Here is a 23,902-nt window from a genome sequence, read left to right as displayed (position 1 = left end):
CTTTATTATCTTCGTTATCATGATGTCATGGTTTATTGATGCAATGGTTAATGTGTCGGACCGTATTTTGCATTCTTTTGCAATCTCAATTGGTCACCCAGGTTAAAAAAGCTGTTTTTTCTTGACGCAGCGAAGTTCACGTAGTTTGGTATAATACTTGTAAGTGTACCCAAAAAAATAAATTATGAGCACATTAAAAATGACTTTTAAGAATTGGATGCTGCTATTGCTTGGAGTAATTGCGGTGGGAATGACGTCTTGTAGTAAGGAAACCGTTGATAGCATCGGAAGAGATGCCGCATTGAATATAATCCGTACCGGAAATTGGGAACGCTGGACAAAAACTGTTTCAGGAAATAGCGTTCCTGAGTTAAATGTAACCCGGGAGATGATGGAAGAGGGAGAGACACTTAATTTTGATAAAGACGGTGCTTGGCATAAGAAAAAAGATAATACTGCAGTATCTTACGACTACAGTATGCCCGATGCAAAAACGATGATTTTTGATGGTGTTGAATATAAAATCCAGGAAAATATTGTTTCTACAGTCTCCAAGCTAACATTGGTTAACCAGCAAGGGGCAATTAAAACAACGATGGTAATCAAGAGAAGTTGGTAACCTGATCCGAAGTAGATTGTCGACGGGTTTAAATTAAAGCTGTTGGCAATCTAACTTTTTCATCTATGCATATGATGTTGATGCTTGTTTTAAAATTATTTGTCAATATATCAATGTGTTAAGTTTGTTGGTGAAAATAATTTTGAAAACAAAATATTTTTAGTGTACTTTTGTGCCACACAAAACAAAGGTGATACCTTTTTCGGGGTGTAGCGTAGCCCGGTATCGCGCCACATTTGGGATGTGGAGGTCGTAGGTTCGAATCCTGCCACCCCGACAATAAAGCTCGACGACAGTCGGGCTTTTTTTGTTTTCAAGGGGGAAGAGAACCTACGATCTTATAGGGAGGCTCTTGGGTTCGACCCGAAGGGGGCTCAGGGCAGAGTCTGGGGTATGCGCGGCTGAGCCAATCCTGCCACCCCGACAATAAAGCTCGACGACAGTCGGGCTTTTTTTGTTTTCAAGGGGGAAGAGAACCTACGATCTTATAGAGAGGCTCTTGGGTTCGACCCGAAGGGGGCTCAGGGCAGAGTCTGAGGTATGCGCGGCTGAGCCAATCCTGCCACCCCGACAATAAAGCTCGACGACAGTCGGGCTTTTTTTGTTTTCAAGTGGGGAGAGAACCTACGATCTTATAGGGAGGCTATTGGGTTCGACCCGAAGGGGGATCAGGGCAGAGTCTGAGGTATGCGCGGCTGAGCCAATCCTGCCACCCCGATTAAAAAGCTCTAAAGACTAACAATATGATTACTTTGATGATCAACCTTATTTCTTAATACCAGCTCAGGTCTTTAATATTATACGTACCACTTAGGTTTAATGTAGTGATATCACTACCATGGCAACTAAAATTTTCCAGATATTCCAAGCCGACGATATTTACAGAGGTTAGGGGATTTCTAAAAGCCATAAAGGATCTTAGTTTTGGAAATTTTGTTAGGTCTAAATGGTGACTAATTCTGTTTTCATTAATCCATATCTCCTCGAGCTGAGGACAACTGTCGAATTTGAATTCCTGAATCTTATTTAAATAAGCATGAACTTTTTTAAGTTCTGTAAGCCCACTGATATCGAGACGTGTAAGCTGGTTAAACCCAATGCTAAGCTCCTTAAGTTTTTTCTGGTCCGACAGATCAAGGTGCCGTAAATTATTTTTATTGCAGCTAACGTTAAGTACATTGATGCAGCCTTTAATGTTCATATATTCTAAATGGCTGTCAAATCCATAGATGAATTTGAGGCTAGTCATTCCGGAGAGGTCAACTTCTTTAATATTGTTCTCATAGAAGCCAAGGTCTTCTACGTTGGAAAAATTTTTGATTCCCTCAAGGGAAGTGATGCCCGCGCCATTTACGTAAAGTACTTTAACTGCTTTTGCTTCCGAAAGTTGTATTTTTCCATCGTTATTGGTATCGATTCCTTGGGCTATCAGGCTTCGTGTAAAGTTGATATCTGGAATCTTGACCTCCTGGGCATTAACAAATAAACAGGCATTGAATAAAAAAAAACAGCTTGTTATTAATTTGATAGACATGGTGATAGTTTTAGAGTGTTACATTGACAGTTTGTTCCTCGGATGAAATCTCTGTAAATGATTCCAGACGGTCTACAGTCTCATATAGAAATCGGTATTTTTCCATGATGGGTCTGTCGTAGGAAGAAAGCAGATGTCCGTAACCATTTTTAGTTGTAACTGTTTCAGTTCCCACCTGTCTTTCTCCGATGCCAGATTTTGTTTCATACACCAATGTATTGATGTAATATTTTCCAGGATTTAGACCTTTAAATTCAAAAGAACCGTCGGCTTGGATTTTTGTTAAAATTCGATAGCTATAAGCTTCATTGGACATATAAATATGTTTTTTTCCTTTTTTGTCCTTTTTTTTCAATTCGTACCATTCGTAGAAATAGTCAGTACAGGGATAAAGCTCGACGACATTGACCTTATAGTTGCTATTTCTGGATACCGTGCCACGCAAAGTGGCCTTTCCGTCGCTACTGATCATACGTTTTGCTTGTACGACGTCAAAAGTTGATTTCGGAAAAATTACCTTGGGGGCTTTCTGCGCTTTGATATAGTATGGCACAGAAAATAATAGTAAAAAATTAATAAAAAAAGTTTTCATATAGCCTTATACTGATTGTCTTTAGATTTAATTCGAAACTAGCTATTTTACTGCTATCAAACGTTCCATCTTATAAGATGGTCCTCTTTTTTGAGGTAGCCGCTTTGAGAAAATGTTTATAATCAATTTGTTGCCATGGGAGCGAACCTTGTGTCGTTGAAGCAACTTGGAAACTTTTAAAGTATATTCTTGTCGTATTTAAGATTGTTGAGGTCTTAGGTGTCTAATGAATGTGATTTATACCGGCGTTTTTTTAATGTAAATCAGGTGCCATCTTATAAGCTGGGGCGACTGGGGCGAATCTAAAATATAGTTTTGTCGGTAGCAAAGTGCTATTATAAAATCACATAAATCAAATCGAATGAAAATGAAAAATTTAAAAATTTCAATTTTTAGTGTATTGTTGACGTTTTTTGCGTCGGCCCTGTTTATTGGCTGTGGTAAAGATGACAAGCCATATGACCCAACAGCTGGTTATCCCAAAGATGCTACTGTCAGATATGAAGTGAGCTCCACAACAAACAATACGGCTAGCGTAACCTACACGAACGAAACTGGTGAAGATACAAGTATTGAGAGTGTTGCCTTACCCTTTACTAAAGAAGTGAAGAAAAAAGTAGAATTTGCGGAAATTTTCACTTTATTAAGCTCCATTCCTGTTCGAAACAATGAAAGCGAAGTGTAAGAGTAAAGGTTTTTGTTGATAATAAGCTTGTTGAAGATAAGACGGCCAGTTCCAATAGTGTTAGTGTTGTCGGACAAGCGAGATATCAGTTTGGCCAATAGAATCGAAAAAATAAGGATATTTTAATACTATTTAAGGAAATTTGTTCCGACCAGCTGCAGTTTCCACTGCGGCTGGTCCGCGTTAATTGAATCGTATTGTTTGTCATCAGGAAGGAGGGTAAAGTCACTGAAAATATTGAGTACTGTTATTATATTTAATGCGCTGTCTTCGGAAGGAATTTTTTTATTGATAACTAACACCATAAAATTCCAATAAAAGGATGGGGTAAAACATGCTTCAGCAGTATGTAAATCAGCTCTTGTTTCAGTGTGCTCAAAAGTGAAATTCCAATTTGGTAGATAATAAAAAAGAAAGTATATTGCTTATCTATAATGTTTGTAAATTGACAACATCTATGAATATAGCTGAAGGAACAAAACAGCTGTTTAATGTTAAATTATTCTAACCATCTTCTATGAGTTCGATCTGGCATATTATTTATATCGGCGGAATTTTTATGACTTTGTTCCTTTTCATTTTGCTTGTCAGTAAACCTAAAAAAAATACCGCGGATAAAATTTTAAGCGTTTGGCTTTTTTTTGCTTTTTTCGATCTTATCTTAGTGGGATTGTATGGTTCAGGAGAGATCCAGAAAATGCCCACACTATTTGGTTGGGAAATGCCTTTCCCTTTTTTGCATGGTCCATTTTTGTATCTATATATATTGTTTGTAAGCGGGCAACAGCGGCATAAATGGCTTTACCTATTGCATTTTATTCCCGCAGTGATCGTATCAATTATATTGGCGTTCGTGTTACCTGTAGCAGTAGTGGAATATAAAGAAAAATATTACTTGACGCATGAGTTTGATACATTAATTATGGTTCTGGTGGTTGGCTTTATGATTTCAGGAGTTGTATATATCATCTTATCCTTTATTCTTCTACGTAAACATAAACAGAACATTATCGGTCAGTTTTCCAATACGGAGAAAATTACCCTCAATTGGATGCGCTACCTTATTTCTGGGATGGGAGCGATCTGGATTGTTGTCATATTTGATCCTAACCCTGCTGTTTTTTTTATAGTGATCACATTATTTATTTTTTTCTTTGGGTATTTTGGCATTCGACAGGTCGGAATTTTTTCCCACGTGTTGTCATCACATGAGGTGTTTCTCTTAAAGGATTTGGAAGCTGCTGAAGAAGTAAAAGAGCGCAGCCTTGTATCGGAACCAGCTGAGAAGGTGAAATATGAGAAAACGAGACTGGAAGAATCCGAGGCCGCATACTTTCATATGAAACTGAATACGATCATGAAAGAACAGAAATGCTATCAGGACCCGGAGTTAACATTGGGTGATTTAGCTAAGATACTAGATGTGCATCCTGTTATCCTTTCGCAGATCATCAATTCGAGGGAAGAAAAATCCTTTTATGATTATGTTAATACCTATCGTGTAGAAGCCTTCAAAGAGTTGTTGAGTCGGCCAGAAAGTAGACAATACACTTTATTGGGGCTGGCATTCGAATGTGGTTTCAATTCGAAGACCAGCTTTAATCGAAATTTTAAAAAAATAACCCAACTATCTCCCAGTGCCTATGCACGTCAACAGCAAGTTGTATTCAAACCTGAGGCCTAGGTCATGGATGTAAGGATAGTAATATGAGTTCCGTAAATGCTCAGCTAACTTCAGCTCCTAATAATCGAAATAGGCTTTTTTCTAGAATTGCTGTCGATAATTGTGATGCAGCTCTTAGGCTTTTTTAACATGAGATCCCTTGGATACCAGCGTCGAAACAGTTAAATTGCTGGAAATTTATTGTCAATTAGAATATAAACATAAACAATATGAAAAGAAAAGCGGCATTTCTTTTGGGGCTATTGGCTTCCGCTGCGCTACCGCAGGCAACTTTCGCTAAAGATTCAATCATCGAATCAATTGTCCAGGACCAGGAGATTGACGGAAAGGAATTGATTGGGCGATGGGATATAGAGGTTGACGTTAATGGTACGCCTGCACCTTCCTGGCTTGAGGTGAAATTGTCAGGTTACAAAACCTTAGTAGGTCACTATGTGAGTACTTCGGGGAGTGCAAGACCTGTTTCACAGGTTTTTTATGAAAATGGAAAGTTTAAATTTGCAATACCTCCACAATGGGAGAGCGGAAAGATGAATTTAAGTGTGGAAGGTGAGATTCAAAACGGAACATTACAGGGCACAATAACAGAGCCTGATGGCAAAACACACCGCTTTAAAGGTGTACGTGCACCAGAATTAAAAAGAGCAGCTGCCGTTAAATGGGGAAAACCGATTCAACTTTTTAATGGCAAGGACCTGTCGGGGTGGAAAGCTACTGGCAAAACAAACCAATGGGTTGTGAAAAATGGTATACTAACCAGCCCTCAATCAGGATCTAATCTTGTTTCAGAACAAAAGTTTGAAGATTTTAAATTGCATGTTGAGTTTAAGATCCCGGCTGGAAGTAACAGTGGTGTTTATCTAAGAGGACGTTACGAAGTACAGATTGAGGATAGCCCGAAAGAAGCGCATCCGAATGCAGTGCTGTTTGCAGGTGTATATGGTTTTCTTGCCGCAAATGAGATGGTGAACAAAGGAGCCGGAGAATGGCAGACCTATGATATCACATTGGTTGGACGTCTGGTGACAGTGGTTGCCAATGGCAAAACAGTTATTAGCAACCAAGAGATCCCTGGTATCACCGGAGGAGCTTTGGACAGTAGAGAAGCTGAACCAGGCCCGATTTATTTTCAAGGCGACCATGGACCGGTCGAGTTCCGAAAGGTAATCATTACACCGGCCGTTAAATAGGGCAATATAAATTTATTTTAGAAGAGACTATCTTTTTGATGTGCACCTTAAAAGTTGAACAAAGCTAGAATTTAACTTTTCCGGAGCATTCAATCGAGGGGTAGTCTCTTTTTAGATACCGATCACCACAACTACAATGTCTTCATTCTGGTATGAAGTATAGTACCGGTCGATCGAACCATTCTCTTTGTATTCTTGAAGCTCTTTAAATATTAGTTTTTTTAAGATACCTTTTCCTTTTCCGTGAATAAACTTGATTTCGTTCATTTCCCAATAAATAGCTGCATCCAGGTTGGATCTTAAGAAATCAATGGATTCTAGCATAAGTTCGTCAGCAGAATAGTCTTCCCAATCTTCAAGGAATGCATCTGCATGTAGATCAACTATAGCGGGTGGTTTGCGCATAATTCAATATTTTACAGTGCCGCAAATGTAAAACAAAACAATGACTTAATAGCTGAGGTCAGCTAGGAAATAGACAGCATCGGCAAATTTTTCATGCCATTTTTTGATAATGGCGGCAATTTCATATTCTTCTTCCTCGGCATGAGTAAGCATTAATAGTTCGATTGCATCCAGTAATTGTTTGTGATCCAGAAATAAACCATCATAATCGCGGTAGGCTGAGACGGTTTCCTGAATAAGCTGTAAACTATCGTATCGGATCAGCATCATCGTATGGCGGGAAGAAATACGGTCTATTAGCCATTCTTTTTTGAAATCAGATGCGATATGCCGATCACATGCTTCGTTAAATAGCATTTCGAATTCAACAATCTGACTTTTTAGACCTTGTATAGCGGATTGGAGTTCCTCAAAAGTACTGATAATCCGTTCCTGTGTCTCCATATTTCTTGATATAATTGCCATGATATTTTACTTAAAGTTTATACAGTGTTGGTTATTAATGTTTTAAATAAAAGCATGTAAGGTATATACAAATGGTTTGGAGAAATGTTTTCCTATTCATAAATAATAATAGACGACTGACCTGTAGGATGTTGCCTGATATAAGGTGGAACCTATCTGTTGGAGTTTGTTCCGGAAAAATAGTTTTTGCTTCCTCAATGTGAGAAAATAGGTAATCTGCTTTTTTTTTACGTTATTCGCATAGCATAAAATCGGATTTAAAATTGTATTGAATGAAGGAGAAAGCTATCGGAAATTATCAATTAGAAATTTGTTCCAATTCAGTTGCTTCGGCGATCGAGGCTGAAAAAGGCGGAGCAACACGTGTTGAATTTTGTCAAAACTTAGAGAACGGCGGAACAACGCCTTCTTTTGGCCAATTGAAGTTGGTACGTGAACTTGTGCATATTGGTGTTCATGTATTAATTCGGCCTCGGGGGGGAGATTTTCTATATACCGAAGAAGAGATATTAGAAATGATCGCAGATATTGAGCTATGTAAGGAATTAGGGATGGACGGAGTTGTTATCGGTGCGTTGAATGCTGATGGTACCGTGGATAAGGTCAATACAAAGCGTTTAGTTGATGCTGCACGGCCTATGCATGTGACCTTCCATCGTGCTTTTGATCGTGTCGAAGATCCCTTTGCTGCATTGGAAGATGTCATTGCCCTAGGTATAGATCGTATACTCACTTCCGGTTTGAGAAATTCAGCTTTATCGGGGGTGTCACTACTGCAACGATTGATCAGGCAGGCTGCTGGACGTATCGTGATTATGCCGGGGGCAGGGGTGGACGCATCTAATATCAGGACAATTTTGGAAGAAACCGGTGCCATTGCTATACACAGTTCAGCAAAAGAGAGCCAGCCTTCAAAGATGCAGTTTTCGCAGGATCAGGTTAAGGGAATGGATGAGCCGCAGTGGATAAGCTCAAAAGAAAAAGTCCACCAAATGGTAGACTTATTAAAAAGCCTTTAAAGTATAACTTTAAAGGCTGCTAGTTTCTTTTTGCTTATTTAGCTTCTGCAGCTAATTGATTTAAGATAGCATCGTTTTTAACGATTTGGTTGCTAGCTTTCATTTTTGATCTAGAACCTAACTCTACGTTAGTTCCTAATTTCAAGAACTGAACTTCAACACGTGAAACAGTTTTATTTCTTCTATCTTTTCTTTTTAAACGTGTAACTCCCATTTTGATAATATTTTTATTGTTTAAAATAAAACGAGGTCGGAAGCGGATTCGAACCGCTGTAGGAGGTTTTGCAGACCTCAGCCTAGCCACTCGGCCATCCGACCCTATTTTTTTCCTTTTGAAGGTCTGCAAAAATAAAACTTATAATTGGAATTAAAAAATCTTTGTGATAAAACTTTTGTGTTTTTGAGCATTATTCTGAAAACCAAGCCCGTAGTTTTTAGGAAGCCGATAGTCCAATCCTTATAAACGCCTGTTTTAAATGGATAGCGCGAGTTGAAAAACTTGAAGAGTATCCTACTTACTGTATCTTTTAAAGGACAATCAAAAAAAACGAGATTTAACTTTTTTCTTTTGTTTCGAAGTGAATATTAGTCGCTTACGTATTTTGGAATAGATATTGCAAATGGGTATGTCATAAATCTCATACAGGAAGTATATGAGAGAAAATGATAAAAAAGAATAAAGTAAATTAAATTAGGAAACATGAAAAAACTATTATTATCTGCAGCAATTTTATTTGGTTCATTGGGTGCTTTTGCACAAGGAGGATTGGGATACGGACTACGTGCGGGTGTAAATATTCCTAAATATTCAACTGAAAATGGAAGTTCAGAGTCTAACACAGGCTTTTTTGTGACAGGTTATTTAGATGCGCCTGTATCTCCATATTTCTCTATTCAGCCTGGATTGTCTTTACAAAATAAAGGTGGAAAAGAATCTGCGAGTAACGGTTCTAGCTCTGGGGAATTTAAGCAAAGTATTATGTCTTTGGATATCCCAGTCAATTTAGTGGCTAAACTCCCTACCGGTGGGTCAGGTAATTTCTTCGTCGGAGCTGGACCATATGTGGGATTTGGATTAAGTGGTAAAAATAAAGTCAAAGGTAATGTCGGAGAATTTGGGGCAGAGGGCGAAACTGATGTAAAATTTGGAAGTGGTGATGGTGATCATCTAAAACGTACGGACTTTGGTGTAAACTTCCTGGCGGGTTATCAATTAACGAATGGCTTTCAGATCAATGCCGGTTATGGTTTAGGTTTGACCAATTTAGCACCTAATGGTGGTTCAACCAAAAACCGTGTTTGGTCTGTGGGAATCGGTTTTGGACTATAAGAAATATAAGTACTTAAACTTATTATGAGGAAAGAGTCCCTGCATGTGTAGGGACTTTTTTATTTACCTAAAACTAAGTCATTCGAAATTGTTATTTTTATTCAAAAGAATATGCAATGAAAAGATTTCTCTCCCTACCATTCTATGTAAAGTTAGCCTGTATATTGATTAGTATCCTTCTCTTAGGCTATCTGGCGAAGATCGGCGATACGATACTGATTCCAATGATTTTAGGTTTGCTGTTCTCGCTGCTTTTGATACCGTTGAGCAATTTTATGGAGCGGAAGTTACGCTTTCCAAGGACATTGGCCGGAATACTCAGTGTGATTATTTTTTTTGGTGTATTGGGCTACGGTCTTTTCTTATTGGCCTCACAGCTCACGCTGTTGAAAGAAGATTTTCCAGCATTTAAAGAACAGATTATGGATGGCGCAGGCAAATTGCAAAGTTGGGTCAGCCAACAGTTTGGAATACAACATAAGGAACAAATGGAATTCATTAATAAGACGGCATCCAAATCAGTTGATTCCGGTACCCTGTTTTTAGGAACGGCATTGGTTTCACTTTCCTCTTTGTTTATTTTATTTGTTTTTACATTCCTGTACACTTTCTTCCTACTGATTTATAGAGGTCATATTGTGAAGTTCCTTTTATTTGTCAATCGTGTCGAAGACCGTCCGATTGTTGTGGATGTCGTCAGACAGATTCAATATGTGGTTAAGAAGTATTTGATCGGTCTTTTGATCCAGATGAGTTTGGTTTCACTTTTGGTTTTTATCTGCCTCTCCTTAATTGGTGTGAAGTACAGTTTACTCTTGGCTTTAATCACAGGCGTATTCAACGTACTGCCTTATGTAGGTATTTTCTCATCCATGCTGATTATCTCCATTCTTACTTTCGCTACCTCGTCATTGACCCATGTTGTGTTAGTCATTCTAGCATTGATTATTATACATATGATTGACAGCAATTTTATTGTTCCCAAAATTGTCGGATCAAAAGTAAAGGTCAATTCTCTATTTGCCATGCTTTCCATTATTATTGGCGAAATGGTTTGGGGTATTTCTGGGATGTTCCTGGCTATTCCAATATTGGCAATTCTTAAGATTGTGATGGATCGTATCAAGGAGCTTAAACCTTGGGGATTCTTATTAGGGGAGGAGGATAGTAAGGATGAGCTGTATAGGGATCTTTTTGAGTCCTTAAACCCGAGAGAGAAGAAAATTGTTGATGAGGTGAAGGAGTAATTTCATTCAAATTATTACCCCAATTGTTTGGTTTCATCACTATTTTCTACTACCAATTGAAGGAAGCAAATAGTGATGGTTTAGATTACCATACAACGCCCGCACAAGAACCTTACTAGTTTGGCACAACAAAATTGCAAGGATGGGACAAGCCTGGCACTATCACAAGACTGTCTAAGTACTGCCTATAAACAAGGATCGTACAGGAAAACCAACCTATAAAGCATAGAAAATAGCCGATTGTTGCATCAAAAAACTACGGTTGATTCGCCGCTGTGCTCCCAAGATCTGCCGCGGTGAATCTTAGGTGGCAAGAGGTACTTCGAAGCGAAAAAATAGCAATTGGTAATCACAACTGATGAATACCCTGCGAAATTAAGGCGTTTTTTACTCGTCTGTGGTTTGAAATACAGTAAGACGAGTATCATATTGCATAAAAAAAATAACAGCTCAAAAGGCTTTAAAATGCTTTGGTCATTTATTGGTGCATAGAACTAATTTTCAAAGCGCCTTTCTCCTAGATTTATTCATTTGATGTTACAAAATTACAGGTGAATTGCTGGAGGTAAAAAAGGTAGGAAACGAAAAAAGGGGCTTTTCTTACGAAAGGCCCCTTCTTTTTTCAGTGACTGAAATCTATCACACTTTGATTTCTACTTCAACACCTGAAGGTAATTCAAGTTTCATCAATGCGTCAACAGTTTTAGCGTTTGATGAATAGATATCCAACAATCTTTTGTAAGCACACAATTGGAATTGCTCACGTGCTTTTTTGTTAACGTGTGGTGAACGTAATACCGTGTAGATTTTTTTCTCAGTAGGCAATGGAATAGGACCACTAACAACTGCACCTGTAGGTTTTACTGTTTTTACGATTTTTTCAGCTGATTTGTCAACCAAATTGTAATCGTAAGATTTCAATTTAATTCTGATTCTTTGGCTCATAGTATATGATATTATTAAAAAATGACCGCTGATTAGAGCTATTAACAACCAGCGGTCGGTTTATTTTTGAGTTCTATTATTCAACAGAACCTTTGATTCTACCTTTAGATTTTGCGATTACTTCATCAGCAACGTTACGTGGAGCTTCAGCATAGTGATCAAATTCCATTGTAGATGTTGCACGACCTGAAGTGATTGTACGTAATTGAGTTACGTAACCGAACATTTCAGAAAGTGGAACCAATGCTTTGATTACTTGTGCACCGTTACGTGAATCCAAACCTTGCATTTGACCACGACGACGGTTTAAGTCACCCATTACATCACCCATGTTTTCTTCTGGAGTCAATACTTCAACTTTCATGATTGGCTCCATCAATACTGGTGAACATTTAGGTAACGCCTCACGGTATGCCATTTTAGCTGCCAATTCGAATGACAATGAATCTGAATCGACTGCGTGGAATGAACCATCAATCAAACGAACTTTCATACCAGAAAGCGGGTAACCAGCCAATACACCATTATTCAATGATGCTTCAAATCCTTTTTGAACTGAAGGGATGTATTCTTTTGGAATTGCACCACCCACGATTTCGTTTACGAATTGAAGCGCTGATTTTGAAGCATCGTAGTCTGCGTCTACCGGAGAGATAACAACTTTGATATCCGCAAATTTACCACGACCACCTGATTGTTTTTTGTATACCTCACGGTGCTCAGTAGTACCATTGATAGATTCTTTGTACGCTACTTGAGGAGCACCTTGGTTAACCTCAACTTTGAATTCACGTTTCAAACGGTCGATCAAGATCTCTAAGTGAAGCTCACCCATACCAGAGATAACTGTTTGACCAGTTTCTTCGTCAGATTTAACAACGAATGTAGGATCCTCTTCAGCTAATTTACCAAGACCAATACCTAATCTATCCACGTCAGCTTGCGTTTTAGGCTCGATCGCTAAACCAATTACTGGCTCAGGGAAAGTCATTGACTCTAATACGATAGGCGCTTTTTCGTCACAAAGTGTATCACCAGTTTTGATGTCTTTGAAACCAACAACAGCACCGATATCACCAGCCTCGATGAAAGGGATAGGGTTTTGTTTGTTCGCGTGCATTTGGAAGATACGAGAGATACGCTCTTTGTTTCCTGAACGTGTGTTCAATACATAAGAACCTGCATCTAACTTACCAGAGTAAGCACGGATGAAACATAAACGACCTACGAATGGGTCAGTCGCAATTTTGAAACCTAAAGCTGCGAAAGGCTCATTAACAGATGGTTTACGCTCAATTTCTTCACCAGTATCAGGGTTAGTACCTTTTACAGCCTCAACATCTAGAGGTGAAGGCAATAACTCCATTACTAGATCCAACATGGTTTGAACACCTTTGTTTTTGAAAGATGAACCACAAACCATAGGAACGATAGAATTATCCAATACGGCTGCACGTAATGCATTTAAGATTTCGCGCTCAGTCAATGAGTTTGGATCATCGAAGAATTTCTCCATTAATGACTCATCGTAACCAGCTACTGCTTCTAATAATTTCTCACGGTATTCAGCAACCTCATCCAACATATCATCAGGAATAGGCACTTCAGTGAAGGTCATACCTTTATCATGCTCGTTCCAAACGATACCACGGTTGTTGATCAAGTCAACCACACCTTTGAAAGTATCTTCAGCACCGATAGGCAATTGTAAAGCTACAGCCTCAGAACCCAACATATCTTTTACTTGTTTTACAACTTTCAAGAAGTCAGCTCCTGAACGGTCCATTTTGTTAACGAAACCGATACGAGGTACTTTGTAACCATCAGCTAAACGCCAGTTTGTCTCAGATTGAGGCTCAACACCATCAACTGCAGAAAACAAGAATACCAATCCATCCAATACACGTAACGAACGGTTTACCTCAACCGTGAAATCCACGTGTCCAGGTGTATCGATAACGTTTACTTGGTATTTGTTGTTACGGTAGTTCCAGAATACAGTTGTTGCAGCAGAAGTGATCGTGATACCACGCTCAGCCTCTTGCTCCATCCAGTCCATTGTTGAAGCTCCTTCGTGAACTTCACCAATTTTGTGGTTTACACCTGAGTAATAAAGGATACGCTCAGTTGTTGTAGTTTTACCAGCATCGATGTGTGCAGCGATACCGATATTTCTAGTGAATTTTAAATCTCTTGCCATAATATTTTTAAGCAGCTGGCCACAGGGGCCTTATGTGTTTAAATGTAATGTTAAATAAGTACACCGACCTTGATAAAAGAGTGTTCGTTTATCGGAGGTCGGTGTAATCATATTTTTTTGAATGTCTTCAAAATTAGAATCTGAAGTGTGAGAACGCTTTGTTAGCTTCCGCCATTTTGTGCGTATCTTCTTTCTTCTTAACAGCAGCACCTTCACCTTTAGAAGCTGAAATGATTTCTCCTGCTAATTTTTCGAACATTGTTTTTTCACCACGTTTACGAGCGTATGAAATTAACCATTTCATACCCAAAGCAATTTTACGCTCTGGACGAACTTCCATAGGAACTTGGAAGTTAGCACCACCTACACGGCGTGATTTAACTTCAACAGCAGGCATAACGTTGTTTAAAGCTTTTTTCCAAGCTTCTAAACCGCTTTCTTGTGTTTTTTGTTCTACTAATTCTACTGCATCGTAAAAAATATCATAAGCGATAGATTTTTTACCATCTACCATCATATTGTTTACGAAACGTGTTACCTGAACGTCATTAAACTTTGGATCAGGTAAAATGATTCTCTTTTTCGGTTTTGACTTTCTCATTTTTCTTTCCTCCGTTTAATTATTTCTTTTTACCTTTTGCTGGAGCTGCAGCTGCTTGTCCTGGTTTAGGACGCTTAGTTCCGTATTTAGAACGACGTTGGTTACGACCTGCTACACCTGAAGTATCTAATGCACCACGGATGATGTGGTAACGTACACCTGGTAAATCCTTAACACGACCACCACGGATCAATACGATCGAGTGCTCTTGCAAGTTGTGACCTTCTCCAGGGATGTAAGCGTTGACCTCTTTACCGTTTGTTAAACGTACACGAGCTACTTTACGCATTGCTGAGTTTGGTTTTTTAGGGGTAGTAGTATATACACGTGTACATACACCTCTTCGCTGTGGACATGAGTCCAACGCTGGTGACTTACTCTTATCAACCAGAGCTACTCTACCTTTTCTAACTAATTGTTGAATAGTAGGCATTTACCTGTTTTTGTTTATAAATTTTATACCTAAATTATTTTAAGTTCGCAAAGATACTGATTCCGTTTTGAATATTAAATAGTTAGTGTATAAAATTTAGATTATTTTTTCGAAATAGAAGCTCTCTTTTCCCTGAAGCGAAGCCATTTCCGCCTATGGGTTGACAAGTTCGCGCTCCTTCTCATGCATGCTGTCCTTGGCCAAAATGATTTCGCTGGGTGGAAGTTTCATTTTCCCGTCTGTCGAAATCGGTCCAGCACCCGTCTGTGTCATTCTTCGCAGTAACGAAATGACCAGGTTCATTGTCGAAATGATCACGCCACCTGTCTGCTCGGTTTTGTCCTTGCTGTGTATAATTTAGTCGAGCTGAATTTTTATTTGCCTACATGGAAAAATGATTCCGACGCTGGTCAGACTCAATCTGACATCGCGCAGAATCGATATTTTACTTGTCGAAATGCGGTAAACACAGTGCGAAATGTTTCCTTTTCCCGGAAAGCGCAATAATATGTAAGATTTACCGTGATAATTTTGCCCCTCGTTTAATACTTGTATAATCCAACCTTGCGCTAGCAAGTCTAACAGCTCACAGTGATTAATATGATGTTGTAAAATATGGACAATAATAGTGACGTTGTCTAGCCTTGGCGCTAAAAAATGAGATTTTATGTGTAACTCGTAAAAATCTTTATTGTCTTGAATACTAGTTGCTCTGTGTTTTTTTGTAAAAATATTCTTCTACTGGTTTCTGAGTATATTTACTTTTTTGCGTGTTTATGCTTCTTTTTGGCAAGAGGTTTGTCAAATACGAACAGATAATTAAAAGTAAAAATAAATTAAAAGAATTCAGATTATGAAAATGAAATTGATGTATGCAATCGTATTGGCGCTAGTGACCTTCGCTTTTGTGGGATGTTCTAAGGATAAAGATGAGCCTATTCAAACAGGTGGAAGTATCGATGCAGCAGTAGGTACTTATAAAGGGAGTTTGGATATCGTAGGAGTGGGGGAAAAGTTTAATAAGACTATTAAAGTAACCAAAGTGGGTGATGGTCGTATTAAAGTTGAGGTAGAAGATAGCTCTCTGAAATTACCTTCTCGGGAATTTAACGTAACAAATAATATGGATTATTCAATACAATCGGCAGCTACAGAACCCGGAGCAATGTTTTTATTTGAGGTTAAAAACAAGACAGTTACTTATTTAGCTAAACCGTTAGCTGAAGGTGAAACAACTTTTAAATTTGATGGTACAAAGCAATAAAGTTTAAGAATTGGAAAAGCCGTGTCACCAATCCTGACACGGCTTTTCCAATTCTTAAGTTTAAGACAACAACGTAAAGTCAATCTGTCGTTTATCCAGATCCACTTTCTTCACCCGGATCTGCACCTCATCGCCCAACTGAAATTTCTTTTTCTTCCGTTGGCCAATAATCGCATAGTTCTTCTCATCAAGTACATAGAAATCATCCGTGATATCGCGCAAGCGTACCATGCCCTCACACTTGTTTTCTTCAATTTCCACATACATACCCCATTCAGTTACACCCGAGACAATACCAGTGTATTCTGTACCGATCTGATCCTGTAGGTATTCTGCTTGTTTGTATTTGATGGATGCACGTTCTGCCTCAGCGGCCTTTTTCTCCATCTGCGAAGAGTGCTCCGCCATCTTTTCGTAGTGCTCGGCATTGACCTTTGTACCACCGTCCAGGTAGAACTGCAAAAGACGGTGAACCATCACATCCGGATACCGACGGATCGGGGAGGTGAAATGGGTATAATAGTCAAATGCCAAGCCATAATGGCTTGTTTTCTTAGTCGTATAGATGGCTTTGGCCATTGAACGTACGGCCAAAGAGGTCAGCATATTCTGTTCCTTACTGCCTTCGATCTTGGTCATTATCGCATTGAGGGATTTCGCTGTTTCTTTGTCTGTTTTAATGGTCAACTTATGGCCAAAACGTGCCGCAAACTGCGAAAATGTAGTCAACGTCTCAGGGTTCGGAACATCGTGGTAACGGTATACAAAGGTTAGTTTGTTTTTGCCACGCCCTTGTTTACCAATATATTCAGCTACCTTACGATTTGCCAACAACATAAAATCTTCGATCAGCTTGTGGGCATCTTTACGTATTTTGGTATACACGCCTGTAGGTTTACCGTTTTCATCTAGGGTAAATTTAACCTCTTCACTTTCAAAAGCAATTGCACCATTTTTAAACTTACGCTCGCGAAGGATATAAGCAAGTTCATTCAATTTTAGGATTTCCTGGCTGAAATCACCGGATTTGGTCTCGATGACTTCCTGCGCCTCCTCGTAGCTAAACCGTCTGTCCGAATGGATAATCGTACGGCCAAACCATTGCTCATGGATATTGGCTTTTTCATCCATTTCGAATACCGCCGAAAAACAAAGTTTATCTTCATGTGGACGCAATGAACACACGCCATTGGACAAACGCTCTGGAAGCATCGGAATAACGCGGTCAACCAGATAGACTGATGTCGCTCGGTTGAAAGCTTCTTTATCCAGCTCTGTATCCGGAATCACAAAATGAGACACATCGGCAATGTGTACACCGATCTCATAATTACCGTTCTCCAATTTTTGGAAAGATAGGGCATCGTCAAAATCTTTGGCATCTGCAGGGTCAATCGTAAATGTGGGGACGGTTCTGAAATCACGTCTTTTGGCGATCTCCTCCTTGCTGATTTTCTCCGTGATTTTATTGGCCTCAGCTTCTACTTTCTTTGGGAATTCCAATGGAAAGCCATAGTCAGCCAAGATTGCATTCATCTCAGTATTGTTTTCACCCTTGGTGCCCAGTACATGTTTGACTGTTCCCACAGGATTCTTACTGCCACTTGGCCAGTCGATGATTGAAACCACGACTTTCTCTTTATCTTTGGCACCATTTAGGTTGTCCAGTGGAATAAAGATGTCGTGCAACATCTTGCGGTCATCGGCGATAAAAAATGCGAAATTATTTGAAATGCTGATCGTTCCGGTAAAGTCGGTTTTGGCACGTTGAAGGATTTCAACAACTTCACCTTCTTTTTTGCGGCCACCTTTTCTCTTTTCAAAAGTGTGTACTTTAACAATATCTCCGTGTAGGGCCTGCCTGAGTTTTCGGGGCGCAACATAGATGTCGTTTTCAAATTCATCATCCGGAATAATATAGGCGGAACCATCTGCAGTCATATCCACCTTTCCGGTGACATACACTTTGATCTGCTTGAGGTTAAATTTTCCGCGCTCTACTTCCACAAAAAGCCCGCTTCGCACATTGTCCTGTAAAATATCAGCAATGGCAACTTTGGAATCGTTGTCCGTCAGGTTCAATTTGGAAGAAACTTGTTTATAGTTGAGCGGCTTGTTTCCTGATTTCTCGAAAATATCGATAATCAGTTGTGTTAATACCTCTTTATAGGGATTTTCTTTTCTTGTCTTCATTCGTGTTATTATTTACTCATCTGTGTTCGCAATCAGGGTCATTTGAATGATAGCTGCTGTGCTGAGCCTGCATTACGAACTAGTAGGTCCATTTTTTACTGGGATATTAAATCCTGTATATACAATAAACCGACAATTTGCGTAATCTTTATCCGCAGATTCGCTGGTTGATACAAGGTACGAAAAAAACAGCATTCGACTGTACAATAGCTGGTCGAATTGGAGCTAATCCGATTCCCATACTATAGACAGATCAAGGGAGAAATTGTTTTGAAGCTGTATGTTGCGATTTATTTTTTACAATGATTACATACGCCGAGTGCGTTTACGGCAATCGCCTCGAGACTAAACCCCTCCGGAATAGCCACTTTGGGCAATGTAATTTCATCTAGACAATAGACCGAGTTGCACACCCGACAGATGAAATGTACATGTTGGTCATGATGGTCGTGTTCAGAGCAGTTGGTGGAACACATAGCATAGGTAGCGGTTCCGTGCAGATCAAAGATCTTGTGGATAATACCTTTTTCCTCAAAACTGGCCAATACACGATACAATGTCACACGGTCGATATCCTTACCCAATAATTTCTCCAGTTCTGGCTGGGAAATGGCCGAATCTTTCGTTGAAATAATTTCGAGTACCTTTAAACGAGGTTGGGTAACTTTTAAACTATTTCGTTTCAGAATTTCTGGATATACGGTATTGGATTGTTCCATGGACTTCTTCGTTAAACCTTAGATCAACTACAAAAATAAGCAATTTATCCACATAAGAAAACCGATAAGGTTAAGATTATTGTCATCTTCCCCTTATCGGTTTGAACCTATATCTAAATATAGTCTATTTTATTTACCCGCAGCTTTCGCGTGGTCAGCTAAGAATGTTGCTAAACCGCTATCGGTCAATGGGTGTTTTAATAAGGATAAAATTGCTGATAATGGACCTGTCATTACATCCGCACCGATTTTAGCACAACCCAAGATGTGTGCGCTATGGCGTACGGAAGCAGCTAAGATCTGTGTTGGGTATTGATAATTATCATAAATCAAACGGATATCTTCGATTAATGCCAATCCGTCTGTAGAAATATCATCCAAACGGCCGATAAAAGGAGATACATAGGTCGCACCAGCTTTTGCAGCCAATAAAGCTTGGCCAGCAGAGAATACCAATGTACAGTTTGTTTTAATACCTTTTTTGCTGAAATATTTGATTGCTTTCACGCCATCTTTGATCATAGGAACTTTTACCACGATTTTGCTGTCCAGAGCAGCCAATGCTTCGCCTTCTTTGATCATTTCTTCATAAGTTGTAGAAATAACTTCAGCGCTCACATCGCCGTCAACAATTGCACAGATTGCTTTGTAGTGGTTGATTACGTTCTCATCACCGCTGATACCCTCTTTAGCCATTAAACTTGGATTGGTTGTTACACCGTCTAATACGCCTAAGTCCTGGGCTTCCTTAATTTGCTCTAGGTTCGCTGTGTCAATAAAAAATTTCATTGTGTATATTATTGAATGATAATTATTTGATTATTTTAATGTTCAAAATAATAAGCGCAAAGTTATTGATTATATTCCAGTATTACACATCTATTTCGATGAATTAAATCATTATTTTTCTAAAATAGAATCTCTTACCGTTCTTTTTTGTTATACTTTTATAGTCTATCTTTATAATATATGCAGGTTTTTAGGGCGCTCCATTATAGAAATTTCCGTTTACATGTAATAGGGCAGGCAATTTCCCTGATGGGAACTTGGATGCAGCGGATAGCAATCAGCTGGCTGGTCTATGAACTGACAGGTTCCGTCTTTTGGTTGGGTTTTGTTCAGTTTATTTCCTTATTGCCCTCCTTGGTTTTGTCTCCATTTATCGGAAGTTTTGTTGATAAGCATAAGAAGTATAAGTTGGTGTTATTGACGCAGATCGGCCTGATGATACAGGCGGGTATGCTGACCTTGGTGGTTTACCTCAAGTGGGAGACTGTGCTGTGGCTTTCAGCCCTGGGTTTGATACAAGGGGTCATCAATTCCTTTGATGTGCTCGGTAGACAGTCTTTGATGATGTATCTGGTAGGCGACCGCAAGGACCTGCCAAACGCTATTGCGCTCAATTCGACCATCTTTAACGGAGCCCGCATGCTTGGCCCCGCCATTGGCGGGATTTTACTCAGTAGCTATGGTGAATTGGTCTGTTTTGCTCTGAATTTTATCAGTTTCGTTCCTGTCATTATTACGCTGCTGATGATGCGGGTGGATGAAACCCATGTGCAGCTAAGCAAAGGGAGCAACTGGGAGGGATTGGTCGAAGGATTTCGCTATCTCAAACGTTCGCCGCATATCTCTTCTTTGATTATTATTATGACCTTTTCCAGTTTGGTCGTCATTCCTTACACTTCACTTTTGCCCGCCATCGCAAAAGAAATGTTTCATGGAGATGAGCGTATATTTTCCTGGTTTGAAAGTGCTGCCGGATTGGGGGCCATGATCGGTGCATTTAACATGGCGCGACTGAAATCAGGAACGAATCTACGCTATCAGGTGATGGGAGCTGCAGCGCTGATGGGGCTAGCGCTTCTTTTCTTAGCGCATTCAAGTATGTTACAGATGGCTTTGGTCTATGTGATGCTAGTGTCCTTTGCCATGATGATGCAAAATTCCAGTATCAATACCTATATCCAGACACACGCCATACCCATATATCGAGCCAGGGCTATTTCATATTATGTCATGGCTTTTCAGGGTATATTTCCAATAGGAACACTCATGATCGGTTCCTTAGCCAGCTACTGTGGTCTCCGGGCAACCTTATATCTAATGGGGGGGCTGGGAATAGTCATTGCTTTGCTCTATTATACCTATCTACGGATGCATATTCATAAGCGGCTTTTTCGATTTTAGTATCGAGTAGTTAGATTTTAGGAGTACGAGCCGAGGGCTTACTTACTTTTGATTTTTCGGTCCCGCAAGCGTAATGTTTGTTTTGCGTAATCAATAACAGCCCCATAATCGGCGAAAATATCACCACCCAATACGCCGATCACAGGATCCAGATCCATTTGTTGATAGGCGTAATTGATCGAACTTAGATCAAGTACCGCGGTTTTCAATTTACGGATGTGCCAGGTACCGATTGTCAAACTGGGAATTTCCATGTTAAAGCTTTCCATCGAGTTGGTCCCAAGACCTGTAGATAAGGTTTCTGAGGGTTCCAACAGCAATTGATCTTCCAAAAGATGTCCCAGTTGGGTTTTGTCAAATACGGTTTTAGACGCTCCTGTATCGATGACCATTTTAAAGCTGCGTTCGTATAGTGTCACATCTACCAGAATATGTGTTCCTTGTCCCTGAAGATCTAATATTTGAAAAGGTACTGTTGTCATATTCCCAAACATAGCCAAAAATTTAATTAAAAAAGAAGGTTAGCGGCGGCTTATCCTCCTGCAAACGTAAAATCTTTTCTACAACATGAAAAAAGGCTGTTATTACAAATAACAGCCTCTTCTCGCACTTGTTTATGTTGATTACAATACCTTTATCTCTTTCAATACATTATTCATGGCGCGCACGGCATCGGCACTTTTGCTGAACTTCTCCTTGTCTTCCTCATCCAGTTGTAAGGGAATAATGCGATCCCAACCTTTTTTGTTAATAACTACGGGCACACCGAGATTAATGTCCTCCTGACCAAATTCACCTTCGAGATATACTGAAGCGGTAAATAATTTACCTTGGTCACGGACTATACTTTCTACCACCGCGGCTGTAGCAGCACCGGGAGCATACCAAGCCGACGTACCGATCAGGCTCGTTAATGTCGCGCCACCCACCATCGTCTTTTGGACTATCTCCGCCTGCTCTTCGGCCGTAAGAAAATTACTGACCGGAATGCTGTTCCACGTGGAGTGCTTGATCAGCGGGATCATGGTTGTATCACCGTGACCACCAATGACAATGGCATTGAGATCAGCTGCCGAAGCATTTAATTTTTCACTCAATTGATATTTAAATCGGGCTGAATCCAATGTACCGCCCATTCCGATAATCCTATTTTTAGGCAAGCCGCTCGATTTGAGTGCAAGGTAGGTCATGGTATCCATCGGGTTGGAAACAATGACAATAATGATATCCGGAGAGTGTTTAACCAAATTCTCTACAACTGATTTGACAATATTTGCATTTGTCCCGATCAATTCCTCCCGCGTCATTCCCGGTTTACGCGGAATCCCCGAGGTGATAACCGCAACAGTAGAGCCGGCTGTAGATAGATAGTCATTGGTAACACCCTTTATTTTGGATTCAAAACCCAATAAAGCTGCGGTTTGGGCCATATCTTGCGCTTTCCCTTCTGCAAACCCTTCCTTGATATCCAATAACACAATCTCCTCAGCGACATTTCGACGGATTAAATTGTCAGCTGTAGTTGCGCCTACAGCTCCTGCACCAACAATAGTTACTTTCATATGTAAATTATTTGTTTATTCATGAGCTAATTTCTCCTGCTAAAACATTCATATCGCTTTCGGCAGTGTTTATGGCCGTATGGAATATCCAGTCTATTTTCACGAATGCTTGTGCTATTTTTAGACATGGATATTTCATGAGCATGTATGTGAATGAGTAAATATTGCTTGAATTTAACGAATTATTGTCAGTAAATCAATCAATTTCACTGGAATAACTTGTTTTTTTAGGAAGATAAATGCGGGGTCAGGACTGATTGTGCTATTTTCTATACTTGTTATACAAGATGGTTAATTGATAGGTATCTTGCAAGTGCAAAATTCACCTGCAAGATACCCCGGACACTTGGACCTATGCTTACTTTGCAGGAACTTCGATCTCGATTGTTCCCTCTTCCAATGACAGGATGTTTTTGCCTTGTAGGCTCCCTGTTTTCTTTAAATTTTCGAAGAATTCTTCTGTAGTTCCTGCATGGGCAACTTGGATAGTTGACTTGTCTTTTTTAAATTTTAGGTTTGCGCCTTTTACGCCTTTGCATGAAGCTATGTTGTCCTTAAATTTATCAACATCGTCATAGGATGCTATTCCTACGACATGTATGGTAGTTGCAGGAGACATGGAACTATCGGCCTCTTTTTTGTCTTTTTTCTTGAATAGACCACCAATTGTTTTAAGTGTCTTGCCAGCTCTGTTTACTGTTTCCGCTGCACCTTCAGCCGTATTTAGCGCATAGTCTACCTTGGACTGCGCTAATGCATTGTGGCCTGTGGAGATTGTGATAAATACAATTCCCAATAGTCCACAAATCTTCATGATGTTTGATTTCATAATTTTTTTGAATTTTAATTGTTATTCATTTAACATGTGTACAATATTCTTTGATCTGCTTTGAGAGATAAAGTTATGGCAACTAATGTTCAAAAGCGCTCCACCTTATAAGGTGGTCGCTTTTTGGAGATCGCTGACCGGGTTAGACTTTAAGGGGAAAAGCCGAAATGAATCTATAAAAAGAATGAGCCCGATA

General features: G+C 39.5%; 26 protein-coding genes and 2 tRNA genes. 10 read left to right on the top strand and 18 right to left on the bottom strand.

What is annotated here, in order from left to right; all coding sequences use genetic code 11:
* The first annotated feature begins 184 nt into the window (after nt 1-184).
* Together BWD42_RS17150 and BWD42_RS17145 are read left to right on the top strand one after the other, a co-directional pair.
* A complete protein-coding gene (locus BWD42_RS17150) occupies nt 185-619 on the top strand; it encodes a hypothetical protein (protein WP_077437616.1) in 435 nt (144 codons plus the stop codon).
* Nucleotides 620-822: 203 nt separating this feature from the next.
* Nucleotides 823-896, top strand: a tRNA-Pro gene (locus tag BWD42_RS17145).
* Between the two features lie 495 nt (nt 897-1,391).
* On the opposite strand, the gene BWD42_RS17140 is transcribed toward BWD42_RS17145, so the two are convergent.
* Nucleotides 1,392-2,153 (bottom strand): leucine-rich repeat domain-containing protein, encoded by a 762-nt coding sequence (locus tag BWD42_RS17140; RefSeq protein WP_077437615.1) that lies wholly within the window; start codon nt 2,151-2,153, stop codon nt 1,392-1,394.
* A 10-nt stretch (nt 2,154-2,163) separates the two neighbouring features.
* On the bottom strand, nt 2,164-2,745 hold the full coding sequence (locus BWD42_RS17135) for a hypothetical protein (RefSeq protein ID WP_077437614.1): 582 nt from the start codon (nt 2,743-2,745) through the stop codon (nt 2,164-2,166).
* 367 nt (nt 2,746-3,112) lie between these two features.
* Here BWD42_RS17135 and BWD42_RS17130 point away from each other — a divergent pair, with 367 nt between their 5' ends.
* Nucleotides 3,113-3,430 (top strand): hypothetical protein, encoded by a 318-nt coding sequence (locus BWD42_RS17130; RefSeq protein WP_139351196.1) that lies wholly within the window; start codon nt 3,113-3,115, stop codon nt 3,428-3,430.
* Between the two features lie 128 nt (nt 3,431-3,558).
* Here BWD42_RS17130 and BWD42_RS24800 read toward each other — a convergent pair whose 3' ends face one another.
* Nucleotides 3,559-3,735 (bottom strand): hypothetical protein, encoded by a 177-nt coding sequence (locus BWD42_RS24800; protein WP_175992084.1) that lies wholly within the window; start codon nt 3,733-3,735, stop codon nt 3,559-3,561.
* 212 nt (nt 3,736-3,947) lie between these two features.
* On the opposite strand from BWD42_RS24800, the gene BWD42_RS17125 reads away from it, so the two are divergent.
* Together BWD42_RS17125 and BWD42_RS17120 are read left to right on the top strand one after the other, a co-directional pair.
* Entirely contained in the window at nt 3,948-5,114 is a 1,167-nt protein-coding gene (locus BWD42_RS17125) for a helix-turn-helix domain-containing protein (protein WP_077437612.1), read from the top strand.
* 209 nt (nt 5,115-5,323) lie between these two features.
* Nucleotides 5,324-6,304 (top strand): DUF1080 domain-containing protein, encoded by a 981-nt coding sequence (locus BWD42_RS17120; RefSeq protein WP_077437611.1) that lies wholly within the window; start codon nt 5,324-5,326, stop codon nt 6,302-6,304.
* A gap of 111 nt (nt 6,305-6,415) precedes the next feature.
* Here the strand turns inward: BWD42_RS17120 and BWD42_RS17115 are convergent, their stop codons facing one another.
* Nucleotides 6,416-6,709, bottom strand: coding sequence for a hypothetical protein (locus BWD42_RS17115; RefSeq protein WP_077437610.1), 294 nt, complete (start codon nt 6,707-6,709; stop codon nt 6,416-6,418).
* A 45-nt stretch (nt 6,710-6,754) separates the two neighbouring features.
* On the bottom strand, nt 6,755-7,174 hold the full coding sequence (locus BWD42_RS17110; RefSeq protein ID WP_077437609.1) for a hypothetical protein: 420 nt from the start codon (nt 7,172-7,174) through the stop codon (nt 6,755-6,757).
* A 272-nt stretch (nt 7,175-7,446) separates the two neighbouring features.
* Between BWD42_RS17110 and BWD42_RS17105 the strand changes: the two genes are divergently transcribed.
* Nucleotides 7,447-8,193 (top strand): copper homeostasis protein CutC, encoded by a 747-nt coding sequence (locus BWD42_RS17105; RefSeq protein WP_077437608.1) that lies wholly within the window; start codon nt 7,447-7,449, stop codon nt 8,191-8,193.
* Nucleotides 8,194-8,227: 34 nt separating this feature from the next.
* Here the strand turns inward: BWD42_RS17105 and BWD42_RS17100 are convergent, their stop codons facing one another.
* Both BWD42_RS17100 and BWD42_RS17095 read right to left on the bottom strand, forming a co-directional pair.
* Nucleotides 8,228-8,407 carry a spore protein gene (locus tag BWD42_RS17100; RefSeq protein ID WP_077437607.1) on the bottom strand — a complete coding sequence of 60 codons (180 nt, stop codon included), beginning with the start codon at nt 8,405-8,407 and terminating at the stop codon, nt 8,228-8,230.
* Nucleotides 8,408-8,440: 33 nt separating this feature from the next.
* Nucleotides 8,441-8,511 (bottom strand) — tRNA-Cys (locus tag BWD42_RS17095).
* 382 nt (nt 8,512-8,893) lie between these two features.
* Between BWD42_RS17095 and BWD42_RS17090 the strand changes: the two genes are divergently transcribed.
* On the top strand, nt 8,894-9,523 hold the full coding sequence (locus BWD42_RS17090; RefSeq protein ID WP_077437606.1) for a porin family protein: 630 nt from the start codon (nt 8,894-8,896) through the stop codon (nt 9,521-9,523).
* A 116-nt stretch (nt 9,524-9,639) separates the two neighbouring features.
* The gene (locus tag BWD42_RS17085) at nt 9,640-10,770 is read left to right on the top strand and encodes an AI-2E family transporter (RefSeq protein WP_077437605.1); all 1,131 of its coding nucleotides are present in this window, start codon (nt 9,640-9,642) and stop codon (nt 10,768-10,770) included.
* Nucleotides 10,771-11,409: 639 nt separating this feature from the next.
* On the opposite strand, the gene rpsJ is transcribed toward BWD42_RS17085, so the two are convergent.
* The 5 genes from rpsJ to BWD42_RS24795 all read right to left on the bottom strand — a co-directional run bounded on the left by rpsJ (nt 11,410) and on the right by BWD42_RS24795 (nt 15,252).
* A complete protein-coding gene (gene rpsJ, locus BWD42_RS17080) occupies nt 11,410-11,715 on the bottom strand; it encodes a 30S ribosomal protein S10 (RefSeq protein ID WP_028070501.1) in 306 nt (101 codons plus the stop codon).
* Nucleotides 11,716-11,791: 76 nt separating this feature from the next.
* On the bottom strand, nt 11,792-13,915 hold the full coding sequence (gene fusA / locus BWD42_RS17075; RefSeq protein WP_077437604.1) for an elongation factor G: 2,124 nt from the start codon (nt 13,913-13,915) through the stop codon (nt 11,792-11,794).
* A 133-nt stretch (nt 13,916-14,048) separates the two neighbouring features.
* The gene (gene rpsG, locus BWD42_RS17070; protein WP_077437603.1) at nt 14,049-14,516 is read right to left on the bottom strand and encodes a 30S ribosomal protein S7; all 468 of its coding nucleotides are present in this window, start codon (nt 14,514-14,516) and stop codon (nt 14,049-14,051) included.
* 19 nt (nt 14,517-14,535) lie between these two features.
* Nucleotides 14,536-14,949, bottom strand: coding sequence for a 30S ribosomal protein S12 (gene rpsL / locus BWD42_RS17065; RefSeq protein ID WP_002993550.1), 414 nt, complete (start codon nt 14,947-14,949; stop codon nt 14,536-14,538).
* 153 nt (nt 14,950-15,102) lie between these two features.
* Nucleotides 15,103-15,252, bottom strand: coding sequence for a hypothetical protein (locus BWD42_RS24795; RefSeq protein WP_175992083.1), 150 nt, complete (start codon nt 15,250-15,252; stop codon nt 15,103-15,105).
* Nucleotides 15,253-15,802: 550 nt separating this feature from the next.
* On the opposite strand from BWD42_RS24795, the gene BWD42_RS17060 reads away from it, so the two are divergent.
* A complete protein-coding gene (locus tag BWD42_RS17060) occupies nt 15,803-16,213 on the top strand; it encodes a hypothetical protein (protein ID WP_077437602.1) in 411 nt (136 codons plus the stop codon).
* Nucleotides 16,214-16,273: 60 nt separating this feature from the next.
* Here the strand turns inward: BWD42_RS17060 and rnr are convergent, their stop codons facing one another.
* From rnr to fsa, 3 genes are all read right to left on the bottom strand, one after another.
* Nucleotides 16,274-18,406 (bottom strand): ribonuclease R, encoded by a 2,133-nt coding sequence (rnr, locus tag BWD42_RS17055; RefSeq protein ID WP_077437601.1) that lies wholly within the window; start codon nt 18,404-18,406, stop codon nt 16,274-16,276.
* A gap of 290 nt (nt 18,407-18,696) precedes the next feature.
* Complete coding sequence (locus BWD42_RS17050) at nt 18,697-19,125, bottom strand: Fur family transcriptional regulator (RefSeq protein WP_077437600.1); 429 nt, start codon at nt 19,123-19,125, stop codon at nt 18,697-18,699.
* Between the two features lie 129 nt (nt 19,126-19,254).
* Entirely contained in the window at nt 19,255-19,914 is a 660-nt protein-coding gene (gene fsa / locus BWD42_RS17045; protein WP_077437599.1) for a fructose-6-phosphate aldolase, read from the bottom strand.
* A 180-nt stretch (nt 19,915-20,094) separates the two neighbouring features.
* On the opposite strand from fsa, the gene BWD42_RS17040 reads away from it, so the two are divergent.
* Nucleotides 20,095-21,315, top strand: coding sequence for an MFS transporter (locus BWD42_RS17040; protein ID WP_077437598.1), 1,221 nt, complete (start codon nt 20,095-20,097; stop codon nt 21,313-21,315).
* A 38-nt stretch (nt 21,316-21,353) separates the two neighbouring features.
* Here the strand turns inward: BWD42_RS17040 and BWD42_RS17035 are convergent, their stop codons facing one another.
* From BWD42_RS17035 to BWD42_RS17025, 3 genes are all read right to left on the bottom strand, one after another.
* A complete protein-coding gene (locus BWD42_RS17035) occupies nt 21,354-21,809 on the bottom strand; it encodes an aspartyl protease family protein (RefSeq protein ID WP_254846263.1) in 456 nt (151 codons plus the stop codon).
* A 129-nt stretch (nt 21,810-21,938) separates the two neighbouring features.
* Nucleotides 21,939-22,877 (bottom strand): malate dehydrogenase, encoded by a 939-nt coding sequence (locus BWD42_RS17030; protein ID WP_077437597.1) that lies wholly within the window; start codon nt 22,875-22,877, stop codon nt 21,939-21,941.
* A gap of 358 nt (nt 22,878-23,235) precedes the next feature.
* On the bottom strand, nt 23,236-23,706 hold the full coding sequence (locus tag BWD42_RS17025; protein WP_077437596.1) for a hypothetical protein: 471 nt from the start codon (nt 23,704-23,706) through the stop codon (nt 23,236-23,238).
* Nucleotides 23,707-23,902 lie beyond the last annotated feature (196 nt).

The organism is Sphingobacterium sp. CZ-UAM (assembly GCF_002000245.1).
GTDB lineage: Bacteria > Bacteroidota > Bacteroidia > Sphingobacteriales > Sphingobacteriaceae > Sphingobacterium.
Note: the sequence above shows the minus strand (reverse complement) of the source record. Positions and strands in the feature narration are given on the sequence as shown.